General features: G+C 47.4%; 19 protein-coding genes. 8 read left to right on the plus strand and 11 right to left on the minus strand.

Annotated elements, in window-relative coordinates; all coding sequences use genetic code 11:
- Positions 1–164: 164 nt before the first annotated feature.
- From H7F26_RS11670 to H7F26_RS11680, 3 genes are all read left to right on the plus strand, one after another.
- Positions 165–272, plus strand: a complete 108-nt coding sequence (locus H7F26_RS11670) for a YhdX family protein (protein WP_003180159.1) — start codon at positions 165–167, stop codon at positions 270–272.
- Positions 273–454: 182 nt separating this feature from the next.
- Positions 455–1,531: a mechanosensitive ion channel family protein gene (locus tag H7F26_RS11675; protein ID WP_003180161.1), complete on the plus strand. Its 1,077-nt coding sequence runs from the start codon at positions 455–457 to the stop codon at positions 1,529–1,531.
- Positions 1,532–1,589: 58 nt separating this feature from the next.
- Entirely contained in the window at positions 1,590–2,309 is a 720-nt protein-coding gene (locus H7F26_RS11680; RefSeq protein ID WP_228767675.1) for an NAD-dependent protein deacylase, read from the plus strand.
- Positions 2,310–2,351: 42 nt separating this feature from the next.
- Here the strand turns inward: H7F26_RS11680 and H7F26_RS11685 are convergent, their stop codons facing one another.
- Positions 2,352–2,846, minus strand: coding sequence for a GNAT family N-acetyltransferase (locus H7F26_RS11685; RefSeq protein ID WP_185855180.1), 495 nt, complete (start codon positions 2,844–2,846; stop codon positions 2,352–2,354).
- 134 nt (positions 2,847–2,980) lie between these two features.
- Positions 2,981–3,892: a polysaccharide deacetylase family protein gene (locus tag H7F26_RS11690; protein WP_003180166.1), complete on the minus strand. Its 912-nt coding sequence runs from the start codon at positions 3,890–3,892 to the stop codon at positions 2,981–2,983.
- Between the two features lie 297 nt (positions 3,893–4,189).
- Here H7F26_RS11690 and dat point away from each other — a divergent pair, with 297 nt between their 5' ends.
- The gene (gene dat / locus H7F26_RS11695) at positions 4,190–5,041 is read left to right on the plus strand and encodes a D-amino-acid transaminase (protein WP_003180168.1); all 852 of its coding nucleotides are present in this window, start codon (positions 4,190–4,192) and stop codon (positions 5,039–5,041) included.
- 38 nt (positions 5,042–5,079) lie between these two features.
- On the opposite strand, the gene nhaC is transcribed toward dat, so the two are convergent.
- Positions 5,080–6,438, minus strand: a complete 1,359-nt coding sequence (gene nhaC, locus H7F26_RS11700; RefSeq protein WP_003180170.1) for a Na+/H+ antiporter NhaC — start codon at positions 6,436–6,438, stop codon at positions 5,080–5,082.
- A gap of 235 nt (positions 6,439–6,673) precedes the next feature.
- On the opposite strand from nhaC, the gene H7F26_RS11705 reads away from it, so the two are divergent.
- Positions 6,674–7,654: an aldose 1-epimerase gene (locus H7F26_RS11705; RefSeq protein ID WP_003180172.1), complete on the plus strand. Its 981-nt coding sequence runs from the start codon at positions 6,674–6,676 to the stop codon at positions 7,652–7,654.
- 15 nt (positions 7,655–7,669) lie between these two features.
- On the opposite strand, the gene H7F26_RS11710 is transcribed toward H7F26_RS11705, so the two are convergent.
- The 5 genes from H7F26_RS11710 to H7F26_RS11730 all read right to left on the minus strand — a co-directional run bounded on the left by H7F26_RS11710 (position 7,670) and on the right by H7F26_RS11730 (position 13,715).
- Positions 7,670–8,146: a YdhH/YoaO family protein gene (locus tag H7F26_RS11710; RefSeq protein ID WP_003180175.1), complete on the minus strand. Its 477-nt coding sequence runs from the start codon at positions 8,144–8,146 to the stop codon at positions 7,670–7,672.
- A gap of 73 nt (positions 8,147–8,219) precedes the next feature.
- Positions 8,220–10,154: a TOMM precursor leader peptide-binding protein gene (locus tag H7F26_RS11715; RefSeq protein WP_003180177.1), complete on the minus strand. Its 1,935-nt coding sequence runs from the start codon at positions 10,152–10,154 to the stop codon at positions 8,220–8,222.
- Positions 10,154–12,007: a putative thiazole-containing bacteriocin maturation protein gene (locus tag H7F26_RS11720; RefSeq protein WP_003180179.1), complete on the minus strand. Its 1,854-nt coding sequence runs from the start codon at positions 12,005–12,007 to the stop codon at positions 10,154–10,156. Before H7F26_RS11720 ends, H7F26_RS11715 begins: the two co-directional genes overlap by 1 nt.
- A 124-nt stretch (positions 12,008–12,131) precedes the next feature.
- Positions 12,132–12,485 (minus strand): heterocycloanthracin/sonorensin family bacteriocin, encoded by a 354-nt coding sequence (locus H7F26_RS22240; RefSeq protein ID WP_080576847.1) that lies wholly within the window; start codon positions 12,483–12,485, stop codon positions 12,132–12,134.
- A gap of 729 nt (positions 12,486–13,214) precedes the next feature.
- A complete protein-coding gene (locus tag H7F26_RS11730; protein ID WP_011197701.1) occupies positions 13,215–13,715 on the minus strand; it encodes a universal stress protein in 501 nt (166 codons plus the stop codon).
- A gap of 520 nt (positions 13,716–14,235) precedes the next feature.
- Here H7F26_RS11730 and H7F26_RS11735 point away from each other — a divergent pair.
- Positions 14,236–15,990 carry a multidrug ABC transporter ATP-binding protein BmrC gene (locus H7F26_RS11735; RefSeq protein WP_003180187.1) on the plus strand — a complete coding sequence of 585 codons (1,755 nt, stop codon included), beginning with the start codon at positions 14,236–14,238 and terminating at the stop codon, positions 15,988–15,990.
- Positions 15,987–18,005: a multidrug resistance ABC transporter ATP-binding protein/permease BmrD gene (locus H7F26_RS11740; protein ID WP_003180189.1), complete on the plus strand. Its 2,019-nt coding sequence runs from the start codon at positions 15,987–15,989 to the stop codon at positions 18,003–18,005. Before H7F26_RS11735 ends, H7F26_RS11740 begins: the two co-directional genes overlap by 4 nt.
- 19 nt (positions 18,006–18,024) lie before the next feature.
- Here H7F26_RS11740 and H7F26_RS11745 read toward each other — a convergent pair whose 3' ends face one another.
- The 3 genes from H7F26_RS11745 to H7F26_RS11755 form a co-directional block, all read right to left on the minus strand.
- Complete coding sequence (locus H7F26_RS11745) at positions 18,025–18,648, minus strand: NAD(P)-dependent oxidoreductase (RefSeq protein WP_011201600.1); 624 nt, start codon at positions 18,646–18,648, stop codon at positions 18,025–18,027.
- Positions 18,649–18,668: 20 nt separating this feature from the next.
- Complete coding sequence (locus tag H7F26_RS11750) at positions 18,669–18,812, minus strand: hypothetical protein (protein ID WP_003180193.1); 144 nt, start codon at positions 18,810–18,812, stop codon at positions 18,669–18,671.
- A gap of 169 nt (positions 18,813–18,981) precedes the next feature.
- Complete coding sequence (locus H7F26_RS11755; RefSeq protein WP_003180196.1) at positions 18,982–19,185, minus strand: alpha/beta-type small acid-soluble spore protein; 204 nt, start codon at positions 19,183–19,185, stop codon at positions 18,982–18,984.
- 235 nt (positions 19,186–19,420) lie between these two features.
- Here H7F26_RS11755 and H7F26_RS11760 point away from each other — a divergent pair, with 235 nt between their 5' ends.
- A complete protein-coding gene (locus H7F26_RS11760) occupies positions 19,421–19,645 on the plus strand; it encodes a hypothetical protein (protein ID WP_003180197.1) in 225 nt (74 codons plus the stop codon).
- The last annotated feature ends 25 nt before the right edge of the window (positions 19,646–19,670 follow it).

Here is a 19,670-nt window from a genome sequence, read left to right on the forward strand (position 1 = left end):
TTCCATCACAAGGATACCCGATTTTGGCGATGCAAGTAAATCCTTTGACTAAAGCGGACAAAAGGCAGGGGGAAGAGATGTGCGACAAATTTCGGCAAAATGGTACAAAAGTATCATTTACTAAAAATTCTGATATTTTATAATGGACAAAAGGAGGCGAGATGATGGGTAAAGGGAGAATTAAAGTGGAAGAACGGATTAAGATCGAAACCGATGCTGAAATGTTTAAAGCGACTCTCCTTGATCAAACACAGTCTCAGAAGAAGAAATAGCGGTGTTGGCCCGAATCACGTTGTCTCTGGAACAATAAAATATGATGATCATCAGGCTGCCGAAGTGTTCGGCAGCCTTTTATGTGTGTCGACGGTTATTTTTGGTGCACAATAAAATGAGAAATTTTTTTCTCGTTTTAGTATAATTAAAGCTTGATGAGTGAAATAAGGGAGAGAAAGCAATGTTCGAAAAGTATATGACAATGGATTTCGCTGCCGATATCGGGATCAGCATCGGTATCCTTCTTTTATTTTTCGCGTTTAGAAAAATATTTACGAAGTACTTATTCAACCTGATACTGAAATTGACGAATAAGACGAAAACGGACTTTTTCAATCAGGTGGTGCTGGCGTTTGAAAAGCCGGCCAGGTGGTTTTTTGCGATACTCGGTATTTATCTGGCGATTATTTATTCCCCGTTTTTTGAGGGGCATATGGGGATCGTTCATAAACTGTACAGAGTGTCCGTGATTTTGGTCATTGTAAGCGGCCTGTATAACTTAACGGCGGCTTCGTCTGTTTTATTCGATAAAATCAATAAGCGGCTTGAGCTTGATATGGATGATATTCTTGCGCCGTTTTTGTCCAAGATTCTCCGATTTATCATTGTAGCGCTTGGAATCAGCGTCATCGCCGGAGAGTTCAATTATGATGTCAACGGATTTGTTGCCGGACTCGGGCTCGGCGGATTCGCTTTTGCCCTTGCGGCAAAAGACACAGTCGGAAACTTTTTCGGCGGAGTTGTCATTATTATGGAGAAGCCTTTTACAATCGGCGATTGGATTGAAACGAAAATTGTCACAGGAACTGTTGAAGATATATCGTTCAGAAGCACGAAAGTCCGCACGGCCGGAGAGGCTCTCGTTACCGTTCCCAACTCTGTGCTGGCCAACGAAGCGATCATGAACTGGACGAAAATGCGAAAGCGTCAGGTCACCTTTACGCTCGAAATCGATCCGTCAACCCCGCGGGAGAAAGTCGAGCGGTGTGTGGAGCGTTTTAAAGAAATGCTCGAATCGCACGAAGGGGTCAACCCGGATGTCATTATGGTCAATTTCGATGTCCTGAAGGATACGCATTTAAGCATCTTCTTCAACTACTATACAAATACGACGGTCTGGGCCGAAAACTTGGACGTCAGACAGGATGTGAACTACCGCATTCTTGACATTATGAAAGAGGAGCAGGTTGATTTTGTTTCTCCGGGGCACAGCCTCTTTGAGTTGAAGAAAATGAAAGATCAGCAAGGAAATGCTTAGAAACAGTTTTTGAAGGGAGACAAGCCAAATGGAGGAAGAAGCCCTGAGATTTGCGGATATGATCGAAAATGCCGAGCGCATTACCGTTTTGACAGGCGCCGGTATGAGCACGGAATCAGGCATTCCTGATTTTCGTTCAGCCGGCGGCATATGGACGGAAGATCTGTCGAGAATGGAAGCGATGAGCCGTGATTATTACGAACGATATCCAAAATTGTTTTGGCCGAAGTTTAAAGAGCTTTTTCAAATGAAAATGACGGGAACTTATCGGCCGAATGACGGGCACCTTTATTTAGCCGAACTCGAGAAAAGCGGTAAGGATGTCAGGGTGTTCACGCAGAATATCGACGGGCTGCATCTTAAGGCGGGAAGCCGCCATGTATATGAACTGCACGGTTCGATTCAAACAGCCGCATGCCCAAAATGCGGGGCGCGCTACGGTCTTGACCACATTCTTCAAGAAGAAGTGCCAAGGTGCAATCGCGTCAATGGCAAGGGGAGAGCATGCGGATTTATATTAAAAACGGATGTCGTGCTGTTCGGCGACGCCGTTCAGCATTTCGACACGCTTTTTGAAGTCCTCAACGAATCCGACCTGCTTCTGGTGATCGGCACTTCACTCGAAGTGGCGCCTGTCAGGTTTGTTCCTGAAGAAGCGCACCTGATCCCCGGTTTGAAGAAAGCCATGATCAATCTCGATGAAACGCCTTACGATCATTTATTCGACATTGTCATCAATCAAAAAATCGCCGAGTTTGTTCGGAAACTCAATCATTAAAAAGGAAGACGCTCCAGACCGGAGCGTCTTTTTTGATCTTCATCACAGTTTTTTATAATAAAAAACGGATGCATCGAGCCGGCCGTCTGCAGATTCCGCGTATTCAGGAATGCGTCCGGCTTCGGCAAAGCCGAGCGAAGCGTAAAGGAGGTTGGAGGGGTCTTTTTCCCTTGTATCCAGCACGAAAAGAGATCTGCCTTCCTGTTTCGCCCTGTCGATCGCTTTTTGCATTAACGATTTGGCGACGCCCTGCCGCCTGAAGGCGGGATCTGTCATTAACTTGCAGATTTCCGCTCTGTGGCGGCCGTTTTGTTTTGTGCATAAGTGCAATTGAACACTTCCTGCGATCCGGCCATTTTGTTTGGCAATCCATAAAACCGAATCCGGTGCGACGGCTGTTTTCCAGTAAGCCTCCGCCAGCCGCTTTTCGAGCGGAGGCAGAAAGCCGACTGATGCCCCGTCATCGACGACGCGGATGAGAAGCTCGGCCAATTGATTGGCATATTCCGCGGTTGAATGCAACTCTTCGATTTTCATTTACCCACCCCATGGTATAAAGATAACTGCATCATAATCAGAAAACTGTTTTTTTGGCAACAAGTGTGTCAGATAATCACACTCGAGGGAGGAAATAAAAAAATCCCCTTCATCAGGGGATCAGACAATGGATGTTATTCATGAACGGGTGTCATGGATTCATCAAGTGTTGCAAATGAATACCCCATGTTTTTTAAATTTGTCAGCAATAACGGCAATGATTGAACCGTTGAAGGAATATCGTGCATCAGGATCACGATCGGCTGTTTTGTCTGCCGCTTTTCCAGGATATTCAGCTGGTTCATGACTTCCGGAACGAATTTTTGGCTTCTGTATTTCCAGTCCAGGCTGTCAATATTCCAGTCCCAATAAATAAATCCGTTCTTTTTCAGCACTTTTTTCTGCGCTTCGGTCAGCGACGGTTTGCTTCCGTACGGCGTTCTGATCAAATGGGTTTCAACCCCGGTGATAGACTTCAGCGTTTTTTGAGCCTGCTTCATTTCCAGATTAGGAGAATTGGCGCCTTTATAAAATTGCTTTTGGTCATGGGTCACCCCGTGAAGTCCAAGTGCATGGCCCTGCTGCTTCATATTGAGAACGGCTTCTTTGTGAAGCTTCATGTTCGGTTCGAGCATGAAGAATGTCGCTTTAGCATCATGTTCGGATAAAATTTGCAGCAGCCTTTGGCTTACGGCTGAAGGCCCATCGTCAAACGTCAAATAAACCGTTTTTTCCTTCGATTTTTCTTTCTTTTTTTCCGCAGCAGCTTTTTGCTTCTCTTTTTCCTGCTTGCGCTTTTCGATCTGCTGTTTTGTGCTCAAGTGATCGAGAAGTTCGCCTTGCGTTGCTTTTTTGAGCGGAACGCTGTCTCCTTCATGCCTCATTTGGCTGTTTTCCGACACCGTAAGCTCTCTTTTCTCAGTAGCGGCAGAGGACTGTGAAAGGTCCCACACGTACAGGAGAATCAGACACAACACGAAAAAGCACGCTGCTTTCGTCAACAGATAAGCTACAGATGGGGCAGTTTTTTTTGATACTTGGCGCATGTCACTCTCTCCGTATCATTTTTCTCGTTCCGATTCCATTATGAGATAGAATGCTAGTCTCATAAAATAATGGATCACAATGTCTAAGTATACAGGATTGGAAAGAAGATGAATACAGGATGAAGGGAAAAATATATCAAATTTTAAGAGAAAATGTTGAACGATAAGGAATGCTGCTTTTTTGATCCTGAAGGCGGAAAAAAGTTTTTGGAAATATTGCACTATTTTGATCGGCAGGGTCGTGTTAGAATGGAATGGAGAAAATTCAGAAGTCAACAAAAATAAGGGGATGGAGAAATGAAAGTTCTTTTTAACGGCCGGCTGATTGAACGGAGCGAGTGTGCGGTTGATATTGAGGACAGAGGCTACCAATTTGGAGACGGCGTCTATGAAGTCATCCGCATTTACAATGGAATTTTGTTCACGCTTGATGAACACATTGCCCGCTTATATAAAAGCGCAGCCGAAATCGGAATCGACCTGTCTTTTTCAGAAGCCGAGCTGAAAAGCCAGCTGAAAGAGCTCGTCGACATCAATCAGATGCGGGAAGGCGGGCTGTATCTTCAAGTGACAAGGGGAAAAGCTCCGAGGAAGCATCAATACGGAGCAGGGCTTACGCCTCAGGTGACGGCTTATACATTTCCTATTCAGAAGCCTGAAAAAGAACAGCAAAACGGCGTTTCGGCTATTACTGCGGACGACATGCGCTGGCTGAGGTGCGACATTAAAAGCTTAAATCTGTTGTACAACGTCATGATCAAGCAAAAAGCGCATGAAGCTTCTTCATTCGAAGCGATCTTAATTCGCGACGGTTTGGTGACGGAAGGGACGTCTTCAAATGTTTATGTCGTCAAACAAAACGCTATCTACACCCATCCTGCGACAACGCTCATCTTAAACGGCATCACGCGGATGAAAGTTCTTCAGCTGTGTGAAGAGAACGGCTTGAATTATGTAGAAAAAGCGGTGACAAAGGATGAATTGCTGAATGCGGATGAAGTATTCATCACGTCAACGACAGCCGAAGTCATTCCGGTCACCTCGATTGACGGGCAAACAATCGGCTCCGGAGCGCCCGGACCGCTCACAAAAAATGTGCAGACCGCTTTGCAAAACAGCATTTTGTCGGAAACAGCCAAAACGGTTTAACAAAGAAAAACGCCGTCTCCTGGGGAAACGGCGTTTTTTTATTTGCGGAAACCGAACAAAATCGAAAAGAGCGGCGATAAATAAAGGAAAAACACAAACGGCAAATATTCAATGACGGGAACGCCGAGCGCTGTGGACATGAACGCGCCGCTGACTCCCCATGGGATCATCGGATTAATTAATGTCCCTCCGTCTTCAAGTGATCTCGACAAATGCTTCCGGTCGATTCCAAGCTTGTCATACAGCTTTTTAAAGGACTGACCGGGAATCAAGATCGATAAATACTGTTCTCCTGTCGCCAGGTTCATGCCGATGCTTGATGAAACGGTTGAGAACACAAGCCGGCCTTTCGTATGAATGCCCTTGATTACGCCTTCAAGCAGGCTTGTAATCATGCCGATCTTTTCCATGAGACCGCCGAGCGCGAATGCGATGATGATGAGAGAAACAGAGCCCATCATCGATTGAAGGCCGCCGCGATTTAAAATCTTTTCAACGGCTTCAGTATCGGCTGAGAAAACCGGGCCATTCTGCATCGCTGACAAAAACGATGAAATGCCGGCGTCAGGCTGAATCAGCGCGGCAAAAATTCCGGCGGAAACGATCCCTGCTGCAAGCGACGGAATGACGGGCGTCCGTCTGACAGCAAGTACAATCACAAGCAGAGGCGACAGAAGCGTGAAGACGCTGATGTTGACCATGCCTTCTATTCCGTTTATGATCGCTTGAATGTTTTCGGTTGAAGCCGGTGCCGCCGTTAAAGAACGGCCCATGAAAAAGAAAAGCAAAATCGTGATCAAAAGAGCGGGGATCGTCGTTCCCGCCATATGTCTGATATGCTTGAAAATCGGAAGCTCCCCGACTCCTGCGGCAAAGTTGGTCGTGTCTGACATTGGAGACATTTTGTCGCCGAAGCAGGCGCCGCAAATCACGGCTCCCGCCGCCCATGTCAGTGGAACGCCTGCCGCCGCGGCCACACCGATGAGGGCGACGCCGATCGTGCTGACCGTCGTAAAGCTGGAGCCGACCAATGAACTGATCACAAGACAGCTGAAAAGTGCGGTGAGCAGCAGGTGCTGCGGTTCAATCAGATTCAACGCGTAAACCGTTACCGTCGGAATCGCGCCGCTGTACTCCCAGACTCCGATTAAGATGCCGATTAGGCAAAGGATGATGATCGGCTGAACGCCATTTCGGATGCCTGAGACAATGCCGCTCTCAAGATCTTTCCAAGAATGCCCTTTCACCGCGCCGACAGCGGCCAAAAAACCGACGCAAATCAAAAGCGGTATGTGCGGTTCTGCTTTAAATATGAATAAGCAGGTGAAAATAATAAACAATATGGCCATAAACAATAGAGCCGATATGGAAAACGATAGTCGTTTTTCGTTTGACAAATCATACACCTCATTAGAAGAAATCTCTTTCTTTAATACTTTTATGCTTTTGTGCGTAAACGTATTATAACAGAAAAATAGATCATATACTTAAATTAAAATATTTCAAACATTTTTCAAAGGTTCGCCCATTCTATTTTGAAAGCGCTGACTTTTTTAAGATATAATAGATTGGAGAAAGGCATGTATTTGATACACGTTTCAATATCCTTAAGCCAAAATAGGGGGAAATGCGATGTCTTGCACTGTTCAGAAAAGCCGGTTTTTACATGAGGAAGCGATACGGTTTGAAAATGATGATTTAGAGGCAGTACTTGTGCCCGGGTGGGGAAGCAATTTGATTTCATTGAGGTGGAAGGCGGGCGGTTTGAATTTGTTGAAAACGCCTGAAACAAAGGAAGAATATGACGCGAATCCGTTTTTATTCGGAATCCCTGTTCTTTTTCCTCCCAACCGGATCGATCACGGGAGATTTACATATGCGGGAAGAACATACGAGCTGCCGATCAATGAAAAGCCGCTCGAAAACCACCTGCACGGATTTCTTTACGATAAAAAGTGGACGGTAAAAAAAATGGAGGCAACAGAAGAGCGGATCATCGTGCAGACGATGCTGGACTCTGATGATCATCCGGGCATCAAATCGATCTTCCCTCACTCTTTTTCCATCACCATCACCTACACATTAGAAGGACAGCATCTGAAAATTGATGCGTCGGCTGTCAACCGCGGTCAAGATCCGATGCCGATCGGATTGGGGTATCACACATCTTTCCGCTATCCTTTAAACGAATCAGGGGATAAAGAAAAGTGCCTGTTTACTCTTCCTGCCTCAAAGCATTGGACGCTGACAGACCGCATGCTGCCGACTGGCGAGTATCGGGTGACAGAGGAGTTCAAAGCGGGAAAAATGGCAGCGGGTGAAAGGCTTGATGATATATTGGCGGCTGAGCAAGACCAAGAAGGAAACAGCACCGCCGTCATTGCGGACAGCCTCGCCGGCATTCGCGTACGCTATCAATGCGACGGCCATTTTAAGCACTGGGTTGTGTTTAACGGTACATCTGATCAGGATGATCTGCTTTGTATTGAGCCATACACTTGGATGACGAATGCACCGAACGTGAACCTTCCGAAGAGTGTGACCGGATTTCGGGATTTGGGGCCGCAGGAAGAGCTGACGATGCGAAGCAAAATTGAGGTAGGCGGAATATAATCGATATTCCGCCTTTTACCATGAGCTTTTATCAAGCGTAAATCCTGTATGGGACGCTTGTTTGCCCTCTCTCCAATCCAATTGAACCGTCACCTCGCGGCCGGCGATTTCAGCTTCTTCAAGCCCTTCCAAAAAAGAAACGGATTGTTCTTTTGACCCTCCGCCGGGGAATTTGCCTCCCGCGTAATCTTTCACCGGCGTTTCGATTTGGGCGTTCAAAACGATTTCATCACCAAACTTTACGACCAATTTTTCCAAATATGTATCGTCCAGCTTGCCGCGGTCGCCTGTCCAGTAGAGCTCTCCGCCGAACAGCGCGCGGCCATCTATCTTTTTGATCACGGCCTCCCAATTTCCGTCGGCGCTTTGCCCGTTCCATTTTGGGTATTCCGCCATATAAAAACCGATCAGCCTCCCGCCGAAATAAACGGCGCAAAAGGCCATGAAAAGGGAGGCGATGAAAAGCACCGGCCGCTTGTATTCCTGTTTCATATTAACCACCGCCTAAAAAGTTCTGCTTTAATCATAAAGCAGAACAATCGGAAAAAATATATTCTCTTAAATTTTAAGGGAACGGGTGCGGGTGCAGGTTCAGCTGTTCTGGTCTTAACGGCTCTTCCGCAAAGCCGAGCTTCTTCGGCACGGTGAAAATTCTCTCAAGCCCTTCCAGGCGGATGAAGCGCTGTCCGAATGTCATCGGAATCAGGCCCGGGATGAGAACTTTCACACAATAAAGTCCATTCCGTTTGATAACAGGGGAAGTCTGATCAACGACGATCACTTCAAGGTTGAGACTCCGGAAAGCTTCAAGCAGGTCGCAGAGGTCTTCGGTTAAATCAAGGTGTTTCTTTCTTTTTTTAAAGGCATCGTCGAATGTTTGCAGAGGCCGGCTTTGATTCAGCAAAAAACTGAGCCGCTCTTCCGCTTCGGGCAGTCCGTACATTAAGCTGTGATCCTCCATTTCCCGCACTAAAGCAGGACTGCGGAGCATCTGGTGATATTTGCTCCTTTCAGATTCAAATTTGCGGTCGTGCTTCAACATCATGCCTGCCAGCTCATGAAGGGCGCTTTTCACCGCTTTTACGGGATCGGGGTGGGCGCCTGCGGAACAAATCAGATTCAATCCTTCCCGTTTTCTGTTTTTGGCGATCGCCCAAATGCTTGGAATGCCGTATTCCATCGTTGAATTAAAGACATGCAGATCATATCCCGCCACACTTCGCACCCTCTCTGTCATGAGGCGCAATTCCGGATCTCCTGAAGAGTCGAGATCCAGCTGCCGAAGTGGAAGCCTAGCATACCAGGCAAGCAAAAATGAATCGCGCTCAGCCGCTTCTAATATGCCGTGGAAAATCGCTTCCTCCAAACTCCCTCCGAGTGCACAGCCGTTCGATGTTTCATAGACAAAGCTGTCTTCCCGCCCCAGGCTGTAATACGCGAGCGATTCAGGAACGAGAATCGGCCGTTTCTGCAGAAATGAATAGCCCCATACCCAGCGGAGCGGGCGGGCCGGATGAAACGGCTGAAAAGGAAAATCGGGATGCGTGTATTGTTCGGCTTGATGAAGCCCGACTTTTGCCGGGTCGAGCGCACGATCTTTTACATTTTCATAGGTGTCATGTACGACCGTCCGTTTGCCGCGCGGTTCAATCCCGGAATAGCGTTCCAAACCTTCTAAAATGGCGGTTAATTCGCTGTCTTCATACGAATGGCTCCGCCCACCTACCCCTTCATTTCCCATCCATAAAGGGATATTGACGATCATATCGGCAAACGGCAGAATCGCGTCATAAATTTTGGCGTTGAATATCCCCGTTCTCTGGTCCAAATAGTCTTTGGAGAGCGTTTGTTTTAAGTCGTCCGTGTTCCGCACGCGAAAGCTGTCCGGGTTCGTTTTCAGGCTGGGCCGGAGCGATATCCGCGCGGATTCCGGTCCGTCTTCGGGCAGATTTCCGCATATAGGGCATGTCGGTTCCGGTATGAAAGCGTGCAGCGAACTTTCTAGCGTTTTCAAATTGACGATGTACAGCTTTTTTTCCAATCGGCCGCGCCCGCCGTTCATGATGGTGTCGACTTCTGTGCAGATCAGGCTGACCATCTGGCGGCAGCCGGTCTTTGAAGCCCACGGATCGCGGTTTATGTCATTGCTTTTTTGTTCCAGTTCAAGCGTCTCCATGCTGTCGGGGCCGGAGACATACCACCTCATATCGGCGCATTTTGAACATCCTGACTCTGACGGATAAACGAGCGGCCCGATTACCCCTTCCCCAAAAGATGCAAACCCGCGAAGCCAGGGAATCCCTGCCGCCCTTAGCACTTTTTCGGCCTCGCGATATAACAAAGGCCGCCAAGCGTCGTGCAGCACAAGAACGAACGAAGTCTCCGCCGGTATTCTGTTCTCAAAATCAGACCTGCGGATAACGTTATATTCAGCAGATAATTGTTGTGATGCGCCTTCAGCCATCAATCCTTCGCCAACGACCAAAATACAGCGCTTCATCAAGGTTCCTCCTTTCGCAACTGCACGCAATAGATTCCTGCTAGTTTTTCTTTTAAAAATGGTTCAACAGGCAGCTCATAGACATACAGCTGCAAGCCCCGGTTGTTTTTCAAGGCGGAAAGCAGTGTTTTTTGCAAAGCAGCTGAAACGGGGATAGCAAGCTTCAGTTCACCAGGCTCCAGCAGAACATCCGCACCTTTCAAAGGATCTTTGTCTGTCAGTGCCCGTTCGAGCACTTTTCTGAGAGCGGATGTGATGTTGAGTCCAGAACTTCTGTACCAGCGCCCGCGAATTCCCGCCCATGCGACAGGGAAGCCTTCTATGTTTTTCCCTAAACCGATTTCCGGTTGGCCGTACAAGACTGTCAGCGCTTTTAAATAAAATGCAGAATGCCGGTCTTCGATTCCGTCCAGCTGAACGAGGGAAATCATTTCTTTTCCGCTTTTTATCCGTTCGCACAACCGGTGTTCCAGGCATTTCTCCAATCCCCTTAATACGCCTTCAGCCAGCGTTTCTCCGGTGGCGATCGCGAAATCTCCGTTATTCGGATAAGAACGGGTCAACCTTGATGCATACATTTCAATCCCCGTCAGCCCGGCTTCCCGCCGCGCCTCTTGATGGGTCAAACCGACCGAAACCGTCTCAGGCAAAAGCTCCGCAGGTCCGGAAGAGAGCGGATCTGCTGTCTGAACAAAGCATTGTGCTAATGGAAGCTGCGGCAAATGTTTTTCTTCCCACAGATGAAAAATGCCCGTTACGGGTGAGGTCAGTTCGGTGAAACATTGGAATAGCCGGCTTTCTGTTTCTTTTCCGGGGTGTTCCGAAAGTTTCGCTTCAAGGTCGCAGATGAGTTCAGCCGAATCCTTGCCGCAACTGAAGTCCGGATGGGGAAGAAACGCATGCCAGCCGCCTTCGAGCGTTGCCAAATCAAGCAGGTACACTTGATTCTTCTTAGATAATGGCTCAAGCTCCGCAGCTGCTTTCATCAATTCGAACACAATAACATTTGCCAGCATGTCTTTTCCTGCCAAAGGAAAGGTTCCAAGCGTTCGTTCTTCATGGAGCGCAGACCGATGGAGGCGCCTCCAGGCAGCCTCGAAGCGGCTGTCTCCGTGTTGTTGGAAGACAGGGCCTGCCAGTCCGACTTGTTTCAGACAGATGCCGGGTATGAATCCTTTGTTCTCTTCAAGGCAAAACGTTTGAAGATCGTGGAGATCATCTGTGAAGCCGCGGTCAGAGACATACAAAACCCAATCGGCAGATCGCACCGCTTCCCGCCAATGTTGCGTTTCGGCGAAGCCAATCTCCAGTCCGCTTTCTGTTTGCTCTGATATTTCTGCCAGTTCGTCTAAAGCATGCCCGGATGCATCCGTCACGATCGCACGGATTCTTGAAAAACCGGAATCGATCAGCGACCGGACCAATTTCGTGAGAAAGGAGCCAGTCCCTGCAGCCAATATTTTGGTTTGGCGCGACAGCTGAAAGCGGTAAGCGCCGGAATCGGCAAAGCTTTCAATAAATTCGATTTGGGCTTCATACGTTTTAAGCACTGAGCTTTCCAGTTTGTGCGGGTGATCGCGGCTGACGTCGCGAACGAATCCGTTTTTATAAAGCGTTTCTCCGATTTCATATACTCTCTTTCGGTACGGAGCTTGCAGTCCTTTTGTCAAATCTTCAAGCGAATGTTCCCCGTTGAACATTGGCAGAAGTTTTTCGAACCATTGAGCAATCGAAGATCCTTTTATGCGAAACGACCCGGAATTATTTCTAAAATACGCGCCGCCGTTCGGATCAGGAAGAAACCATGTATCCCGGTTTACTTTCAGGCGAGCGGAAGCAGTCAGGTGTATCATGCTCCTCCTCCTTTAATGTTTTAAAAACAAGACATACCATTATATGTAATTTTGTTTGTCCTTTATGCAATAGAAGACCCCTGCGGCAAAAGAGGCAGGGGAAGTCTTCTTTTTTATAAAAAAACTACATGCCTCCGTGCCAGCAGCTCCAGCAGCAATGTCCCGCACAGCTCCAGCAGCTGTGTCCCGCACAGCTCCAACAGCTGTGTCCCGCACAGCTCCAACAGCTGTGTCCCATGCAGCTCCAACAGCTGTGTCCCGCGCAGCTCCAACAGCTGGCACAGCTTCCGCAGCTCCAGCAGCTTGCGCAGTGTTTAACATTGGCGTGATGGCGGTCCGGATCCCAATGCGTCATATCGTCTGCCTGGAAGTGATCCATCTCCAACGACTGCAGTTCATCATGGAATGGTTGCATTTTAATATCCCCCTTCATCGTTAAAATTTTTGACCAAAACACAGTAAAAGAAGAATGAAACATAAGCAAAGTCAGATTAAGTCAAATACCCCGGGTACTCACAAGATCAAATTATGAGGTCTGTTAGGTGGTTGTTACTAATTTGAACGCCTATTTTTCCTGTTATTGGATTTTGTTGGAGGGAGGTTTTTATTTTGCGGCCATACTTGCGGCAGTTTATTGATATAAAGATCGTTGGAGGCTGGGAGAGGATGAAATCCTAGGCTAAGTAGAGATGTAGCATCAAAGAATGCAATCTATGAAAATAAGGTATTAATAAAAATTTGACTCTAAAAAAACGGATTCGATTGGTAATGAATTTCAATGTAGTGAAAGTCGAATTCTCAAGGGAAAGTCGTAAATTAATGCAAAAATAACTTCTGGAAACAAACATCTAAAGTAAAGAAAGCATAGAGGGTAAAGGTAGCTATTCGGCTTACGGATTAGCAGGAAAAAATCAATTGGCGTTGTATATAGCAGTGAAGCATCTTCTAAGGACACAGTGCTCTTGCAGTTTTATGCTGATGCGAATGCTTATGTATCAGTTGCTACAAAAACTCTTTCAACAAGTATGCTTTCTAATAATTTGATAGAGAAGGAGAGATTGCCTTGGCCAATTTTTCAATAATAAATGCGGTTATTGTATTAGGAGTCTTACTATTAATTGTTTGGGGGATTGTCTCCTTTATTAGAAATTCAAGAGGATCATAACATGATGAAAGGCCGGACAACAGACCGGCCTCTTTTAAATCGTTATTTCACAATCAGCACGGGGATCTCCGATTTTGTCGATATCTTGTCGCTGACGCTGCCGAACAGGAGCTTTTTCAGGCGGTTCTGGTCGCGCGTACCTGTGATGACGAGGTCAGCGCCGATGTTTTCCGCATGCTGCAGAACTGCGTTGGCCGTGTCTCCTTCCAGCACCTCGATTTCCGCGTCGTACTGGTTTTCGCTCAATATGATTTTCGCTGCCGCAATCGCTTCTTCCGCGCTGTCCTCGTAGATCATGGGTTCACCGGCCAAGTCTGAATCGCGGGGGATCCGGGGTGCGGCCGGGAAGCCGCTGTAAAGGTATGGCGCTCCGGCAGCTGGTCTTTCGGCCGCAGCCTCTGTTCTCACTTGCCTCGGTTCATGGACATGGGCGACGGTCAATTGTGAGCCGAGCCTTTTCGACAGGTCGATCGCTTTTCTCAGCGCTTTTTTGCTTTCCTCTTTTCCGTCAAACGCGACTATGATCCGGTCAGCTTTAAACAAATTGATCATTCCTTTCAGAATGGATTTACTGTCATATTACCCGTTTTCCCAACAAATCTAACGAAATATAAGAATATGAATCAAAAGCCTGCCATTCGCCAAAAAAACAAATTGACAATTAAAGGGCCGTACTATAAGATGGAAAATATTAATAAGATTGGAGGGTATCGTCATGATTAGAAATATCAATGCATCAGTTCAACAACAAAAGCACCTAAACGTGACATTTCCATACCTTCCTTATGCTCAGGAATCCGTTTCACTCTAACAATTTTCAGAAGGAAGGCGCATGTCGCGTGAACAAGCGTACATGCGCCTTTTTATATTAAAAAAGGCATGCTGGTACACAGTGTGCCTTTTTTTTCGGAGAAAAAACATCCTGTTTCCGATGCGGAGCAGCATGTTTTTCCAATAAATCAACCGCACATAAGGAGGAATTTTTTATGCCGAGTATCAGAAAAAACGAAATCAAAGATTGTAAGGAAAAACTTGAAGGCGGCTAAAAAAGGAGAGGATATCGATGTTTTCTGTTTTATGGAAGCTGGGCTGGTTTTTTAAAGCCTCATGGCGGCGCTACACGATAGCGGTCGTCCTATTGATTATTGTAAACGTATTGGAAATGTTTCCGCCGAAGCTGCTTGGCAACGCGATTGACGATATGCAGGCGGGCACTTTTTCCAAGGCCGGCATGCTCGGCTATATCGGTTTATTTCTTGCGCTTGGCGCAGTTGTTTATACCCTGTCCTATTATTGGATGTATCAGCTGTTTGGGGGAGCGAACCTGGTCGAAAAAATTCTCAGATCCAAGCTGATGGGCCATTTGCTGAAAATGACGCCGTCTTTTTACGAGAAGAACCGCACAGGGGATTTGATGGCGAGGGCGACAAATGATTTAAAAGCAATTTCCATGACGGCGGGCTTCGGCATTTTGACACTGGTCGATTCGACGATGTATATGCTGACGATCCTTTTAACGATGGGTTTTTTGATCAGCTGGAAACTGACGCTTGCTTCGATCATTCCGCTTCCGCTGATGGCCGCCGCCATCAGCATCTACGGGAAAAAAATTCATGAGCGTTTCACGGAAGCGCAGGATGCGTTTGGCGCTTTAAATGATCAAGTGCTCGAGTCCGTGTCAGGGGTAAGGGTGATCCGGGCCTATGTACAGGAGAAAAATGATGTCAGCCGGTTCAACAGCATGACGGCTGATGTGTACAAGAAAAATATGAAAGTCGCTTTGATCGATTCGCTGTTTGAACCGACGGTGAAGCTTTTGGTCGGGATCAGCTATTTAATCGGTCTTGGCTACGGCGCCTATCTTGTTTTCCGCAGCCAGCTGACATTGGGTGAACTCGTCTCTTTCAACGTGTACCTCGGCATGCTGATCTGGCCGATGTTTGCGATCGGAGAGCTGATCAATGTCATGCAGAGGGGAAATGCTTCGCTTGACAGGGTAAATGAAACATTGGCATATGAGCCTGATGTGAGAGAGCCCGCTGAACCCGAAGCAGCGGAGCCGGGCGATATTGTGTTTGACGGGGTCACTTTTACGTATCCGAGCTCTGCGTCGGAAAACCTGGCCGATATTTCATTTACCGTATTAGAAGGACAGACGGTCGGAATCGTCGGAAAGACGGGGAGCGGCAAAACGACATTAGTCAAGCAGCTGCTGAGGCAGTATCCGCAAGGAAAAGGAACGATCACCATTTCGGGCGTGCCCATTGAACGTCTGCCGCTTGATCAGCTTCGCAGCTGGATCGGGTATGTGCCACAGGACCACGTGCTGTTTTCAAAATCAGTGAAAGACAATATTTTGTTCGGCGGACACCTCGCTGAAGAACGCGATTTGCACGCCGTCATCTCTGCAGCACATCTGAAAAAGGATATTGAGATGCTTTCAGACGGCTTGGAGACAATGGTCGGAGAGAAGGGAGTCGCTTTATCCGGGGGGCAGAAACAGCGGATTTCAATTGCGAGAGCGATGATTGCGGAGCCCCATATTTTAATTTTGGATGATTCGCTGTCCGCTGTCGACGCGAAAACGGAAGCGGCGATTATTGAAAACATCCGCAGCAGACGGAAAGGCAAAACGACGTTTATTACATCACACCGGATGTCGGCTGTCGAACACGCCGATTTCATTCTCGTCATGGAGGATGGAAGGATCGTTGAGAGAGGGACGCATCAAGAACTGATCGGCCGGAAAGGCTGGTATTTTGAACAATATGAAGCACAGCAGCTTCCTTCGGGAGAAGAAGGGGGCACTGTAGCATGACAACAGGAAAAAGGCTTTTCCAATATGCGCTTCTTTATAAAAAAATTCTCATCTGGGCGCTCGTCATGCTGACGATCGCCGTCACAGCCGAGCTGACTGGGCCGATGATCGCCAAAAAGATGATCGACGATCATATTCTCGGAATTGAAAAAACGTGGTATGAAACGACAGAGAACTCGAAATATACTGTTTCCTACAAAGGAAAGGAATATATCAGGGAAGACAGGACAGACCCTTCAGCTGAAAAGCTGCAGGAAGTTCACATCTTTCAAGTCGGTATGAACTACTACTTTGTGGGGAAACCGGTTTCCTTTGACGGGGAGCGGACGGTTTCCGGGGGAGAGCTGAGAATGACGAGCGGAGACCGGACGGAAACCTACAAGGCCGATCGCCTGTCTTTGTCTGAAGTGTATGCTTTTTACGAGCCTGAAATAGGAGGGCTGATCTCGCTCGTTTCTATTTATTTCGGCCTTCTCATTTTCTCGATCTTTTTCCATTACGGCCAATTCTACCTCTTGCAGATGAGCGCAAACCGCATCATTCAAAAGATGAGACAGGATGTATTCGCCAACATTCAAAGGCTTCCTATCCGCTATTTTGATAATTTGCCGGCAGGAAAAATCGTTGCAAGGGTAACGAATGATACCGAAGCGATCCGCGATCTGTATGTGACCGTTCTTTCGACGTTTGTTACAAATATCATTTATATGGCCGGAATATTCGCCGCACTGTTTTTCCTTGATGTCAGGCTGGCCGGCGTCTGTCTGTTGATTGTGCCCCTGATTGTCATTTGGGCTGCTGTTTATCGAAAATTCGCTTCAGGCTACAATCATAAACTTAGGTCAATCATCAGCGAGATCAACGCCAAAATGAATGAATCGATTCAAGGCATGACGATTATTCAGGCATTCCGGCGCGGACAGGACACAAAAGAAGAATTTGAACAGCTGAATGACAGCCACTTTCATTACCAAAATAAAATGCTGAAATTAAACTCGCTTATGTCCCACAACTTGGTCAACATTCTGAGAAATGTGATGTTCACCGCTCTAATATGGTATTTCGGGGGAGCTGCCCTGAACGCGGAAGGAATGATTTCAATCGGCGTACTCTATGCATTCGTCGATTACTTGAATCGTTTATTTCAGCCGATTACGGGCATCGTCAACCAGTTTGCCAAGCTTGAATTGGCGCGCGTATCATCGGAGCGGGTTTTCCGCCTGCTGGATGAGCCGGGCGTCGATGTCAAAGAGCCGAGCAGCGAAAGAGCGCGGGGGCGAGTCGTGTTTGAGGATGTATCATTTCGCTATCATGACGGTGAAGATGTGCTGAAAAACATCTCATTTGAAGCGAAGCAAGGGGAGACCGTTGCATTGGTCGGTCATACGGGCTCAGGCAAAAGCTCAATCATGAATGTTCTTTTCCGCTTTTACGATATTGAAAAGGGCGATGTCAAAATCGACGGCAGAAGCATATATGATATGTCAAGGCAGGAAATCAGAAAGCATATGGGCATCGTTCTCCAGGATCCTTACTTATTTTCCGGCACGATTGCTTCAAATGTCAGCCTTGACAATGCTGATATTACTAGAGAGCAAATAGAAGACGCCTTGAAACAGGTCGGGGCTCTTGAGGTGCTCGCCCGTCTGCCGAAAGGCCTTGACGAGCCGGTCATCGAAAAAGGAAGCACCCTTTCTTCAGGAGAAAGGCAGCTGATCTCGTTTGCCCGTGCGCTGGCATACGATCCGGCTATTCTTATTTTAGACGAGGCGACGGCCCATATCGATACCGAAACAGAAGCGGTCATTCAAAAAGCGCTTGACGTCGTCAAACAAGGGCGCACAACCTTTATCATCGCCCACAGGCTGTCAACGATCAAAAACGCCGACCAGATTCTGGTGCTTGAAAAAGGCCGGATTATCGAAAGGGGAAATCATGAAGAGCTGATGAAGCAAAAAGGCCAATACTATCAAATGTATGAACTGCAAAAGGGGAAAGGAACCCTGATAGGGTAAGCCGGATCTTCACCCGGCCTTAATAAGCGAGCCCCACCCTCGCCTTGACAAACTGGTCAGACTCTAGCTGTGTAAAAAGAAAATGGGCGGTGTCGCCGGTGGATATTTCTCTTCCGCCGGGCGGCAGAACATCCTGTTCAAAACGGTATGTCTTCAATGCCGGCCCATCGGGGAGATACGTCGGGCAGACGATCGTCCAATCCAGATCAGATTCGCGGAGCCGTTCGTACACACGGGCATGTTCTTGAGCTGCGCGCGTAGAGCGCCGTTTTGATTCGTTTGTTTCAAAGCGGTAAAGGGCCGGGTTCTGCCTTGCGTTTAAAATGCCGGCGGTTCCGATGGTAATCAGCCGTTTGATCCGATGTACGTTCATGGCGTTTATGATGTGTTCGATGGAGACGGTCAATGTATCGTCTCCATCTGTGTTTAAACAGCTGACAACGATATCGCAATCTTTTATTAAAGACTCGACGTCATGCCGGTTCCTGGCGTTTCCTATATGTGCTTGGCATAAATCCGGAATGCGGGCGCCTTCCGTCCTCCGGACAAGTGCGTTAACGGAATGGTGCCCATCCTCTTCAACAAAATTGAGAAAGGCCTGTCCGACACGGCCTGTACCTCCAAAAAGCGCAATCTTCAACATGATCACTCCCATCGGATCTATCATACGTCAGATCGTCCGGAAGAAAAAGCCCCGCGTAAACAAAAGGTTCCATGATAAGGACGGACATTTGAGACATACTCATTCAATAGAGAAATCCCGACAAATTGAATCAATTCCCAATTGATGCTCAACATCAGCTGCATGCCGACCCCTCCTTTATACCAGCATATGAAAAAAGGAGAAGCGGGTGCGGGCTTTCACAAGATATGCCAGAGGGGAGGCCCCCGTGATGGTAATGAATGAGAAGGTTTGCCGAAAAGCTAAAGAAGGTGCAGTATATGCACCTTCTGTTATCCATGAATATGAAGTTGTTTAAAATTGTTGACCGCCCATAGATGCTTGAGCTTGGGAAACTAAACGTTTTGTAATTTCTCCGCCGACAGAACCGTTTGCACGGGAAGTCGTGTCAGCGCCAAGGTTTACGCCGAACTCAGAAGCGATTTCGAATTTCATTTGTTCGATCGCTTGCGCTGCTCCTGGGACAAGCAGTTGATTTGAAGAATTTTGATTAGCCATTTGTCATCAAACTCCTTTATAAAAATGGTATGGTTGGGCTGACTGGAGTTGCACCAGCTGACGGCTTCCACCGATAGAAAACCGCTGCCTTCTCGGCTAAAGCCCAATGTTGGTTTGTACTACGTATTATGGTGGATTCAATAAAATAAATGCGCGTTTCAATCTGGTAAATGTTGAAAGACGAAAAGGTTATGATTGGGGCAAGCTAAGGAAAAAAGCCAGGAGGATGAAGAAGATGATGTGTCCAGTGTGCAACGGGATTCTCGTCCAGACGAGGCATTGTCCGAAGTGCGGCGGGGAAATGGCGGACGCCGGGAGAGCAACCGATTTTTTCGGTCCTTACAGTCCGTACATGGAGTTCGATTCATTTAAACAAACGCAAACCGCGTGCGTTCATTTATATACGTGCCAAGACTGCACTTATGAAGAAACCGTTGAAATTGAAACGACCGAAGCATAGCTGCATAGAGAGCCGCAGCATGCTT

The sequence above is a fragment of the Bacillus sp. PAMC28748 genome, from assembly GCF_014250415.1.
Lineage (GTDB): Bacteria > Bacillota > Bacilli > Bacillales > Bacillaceae > Bacillus > Bacillus licheniformis.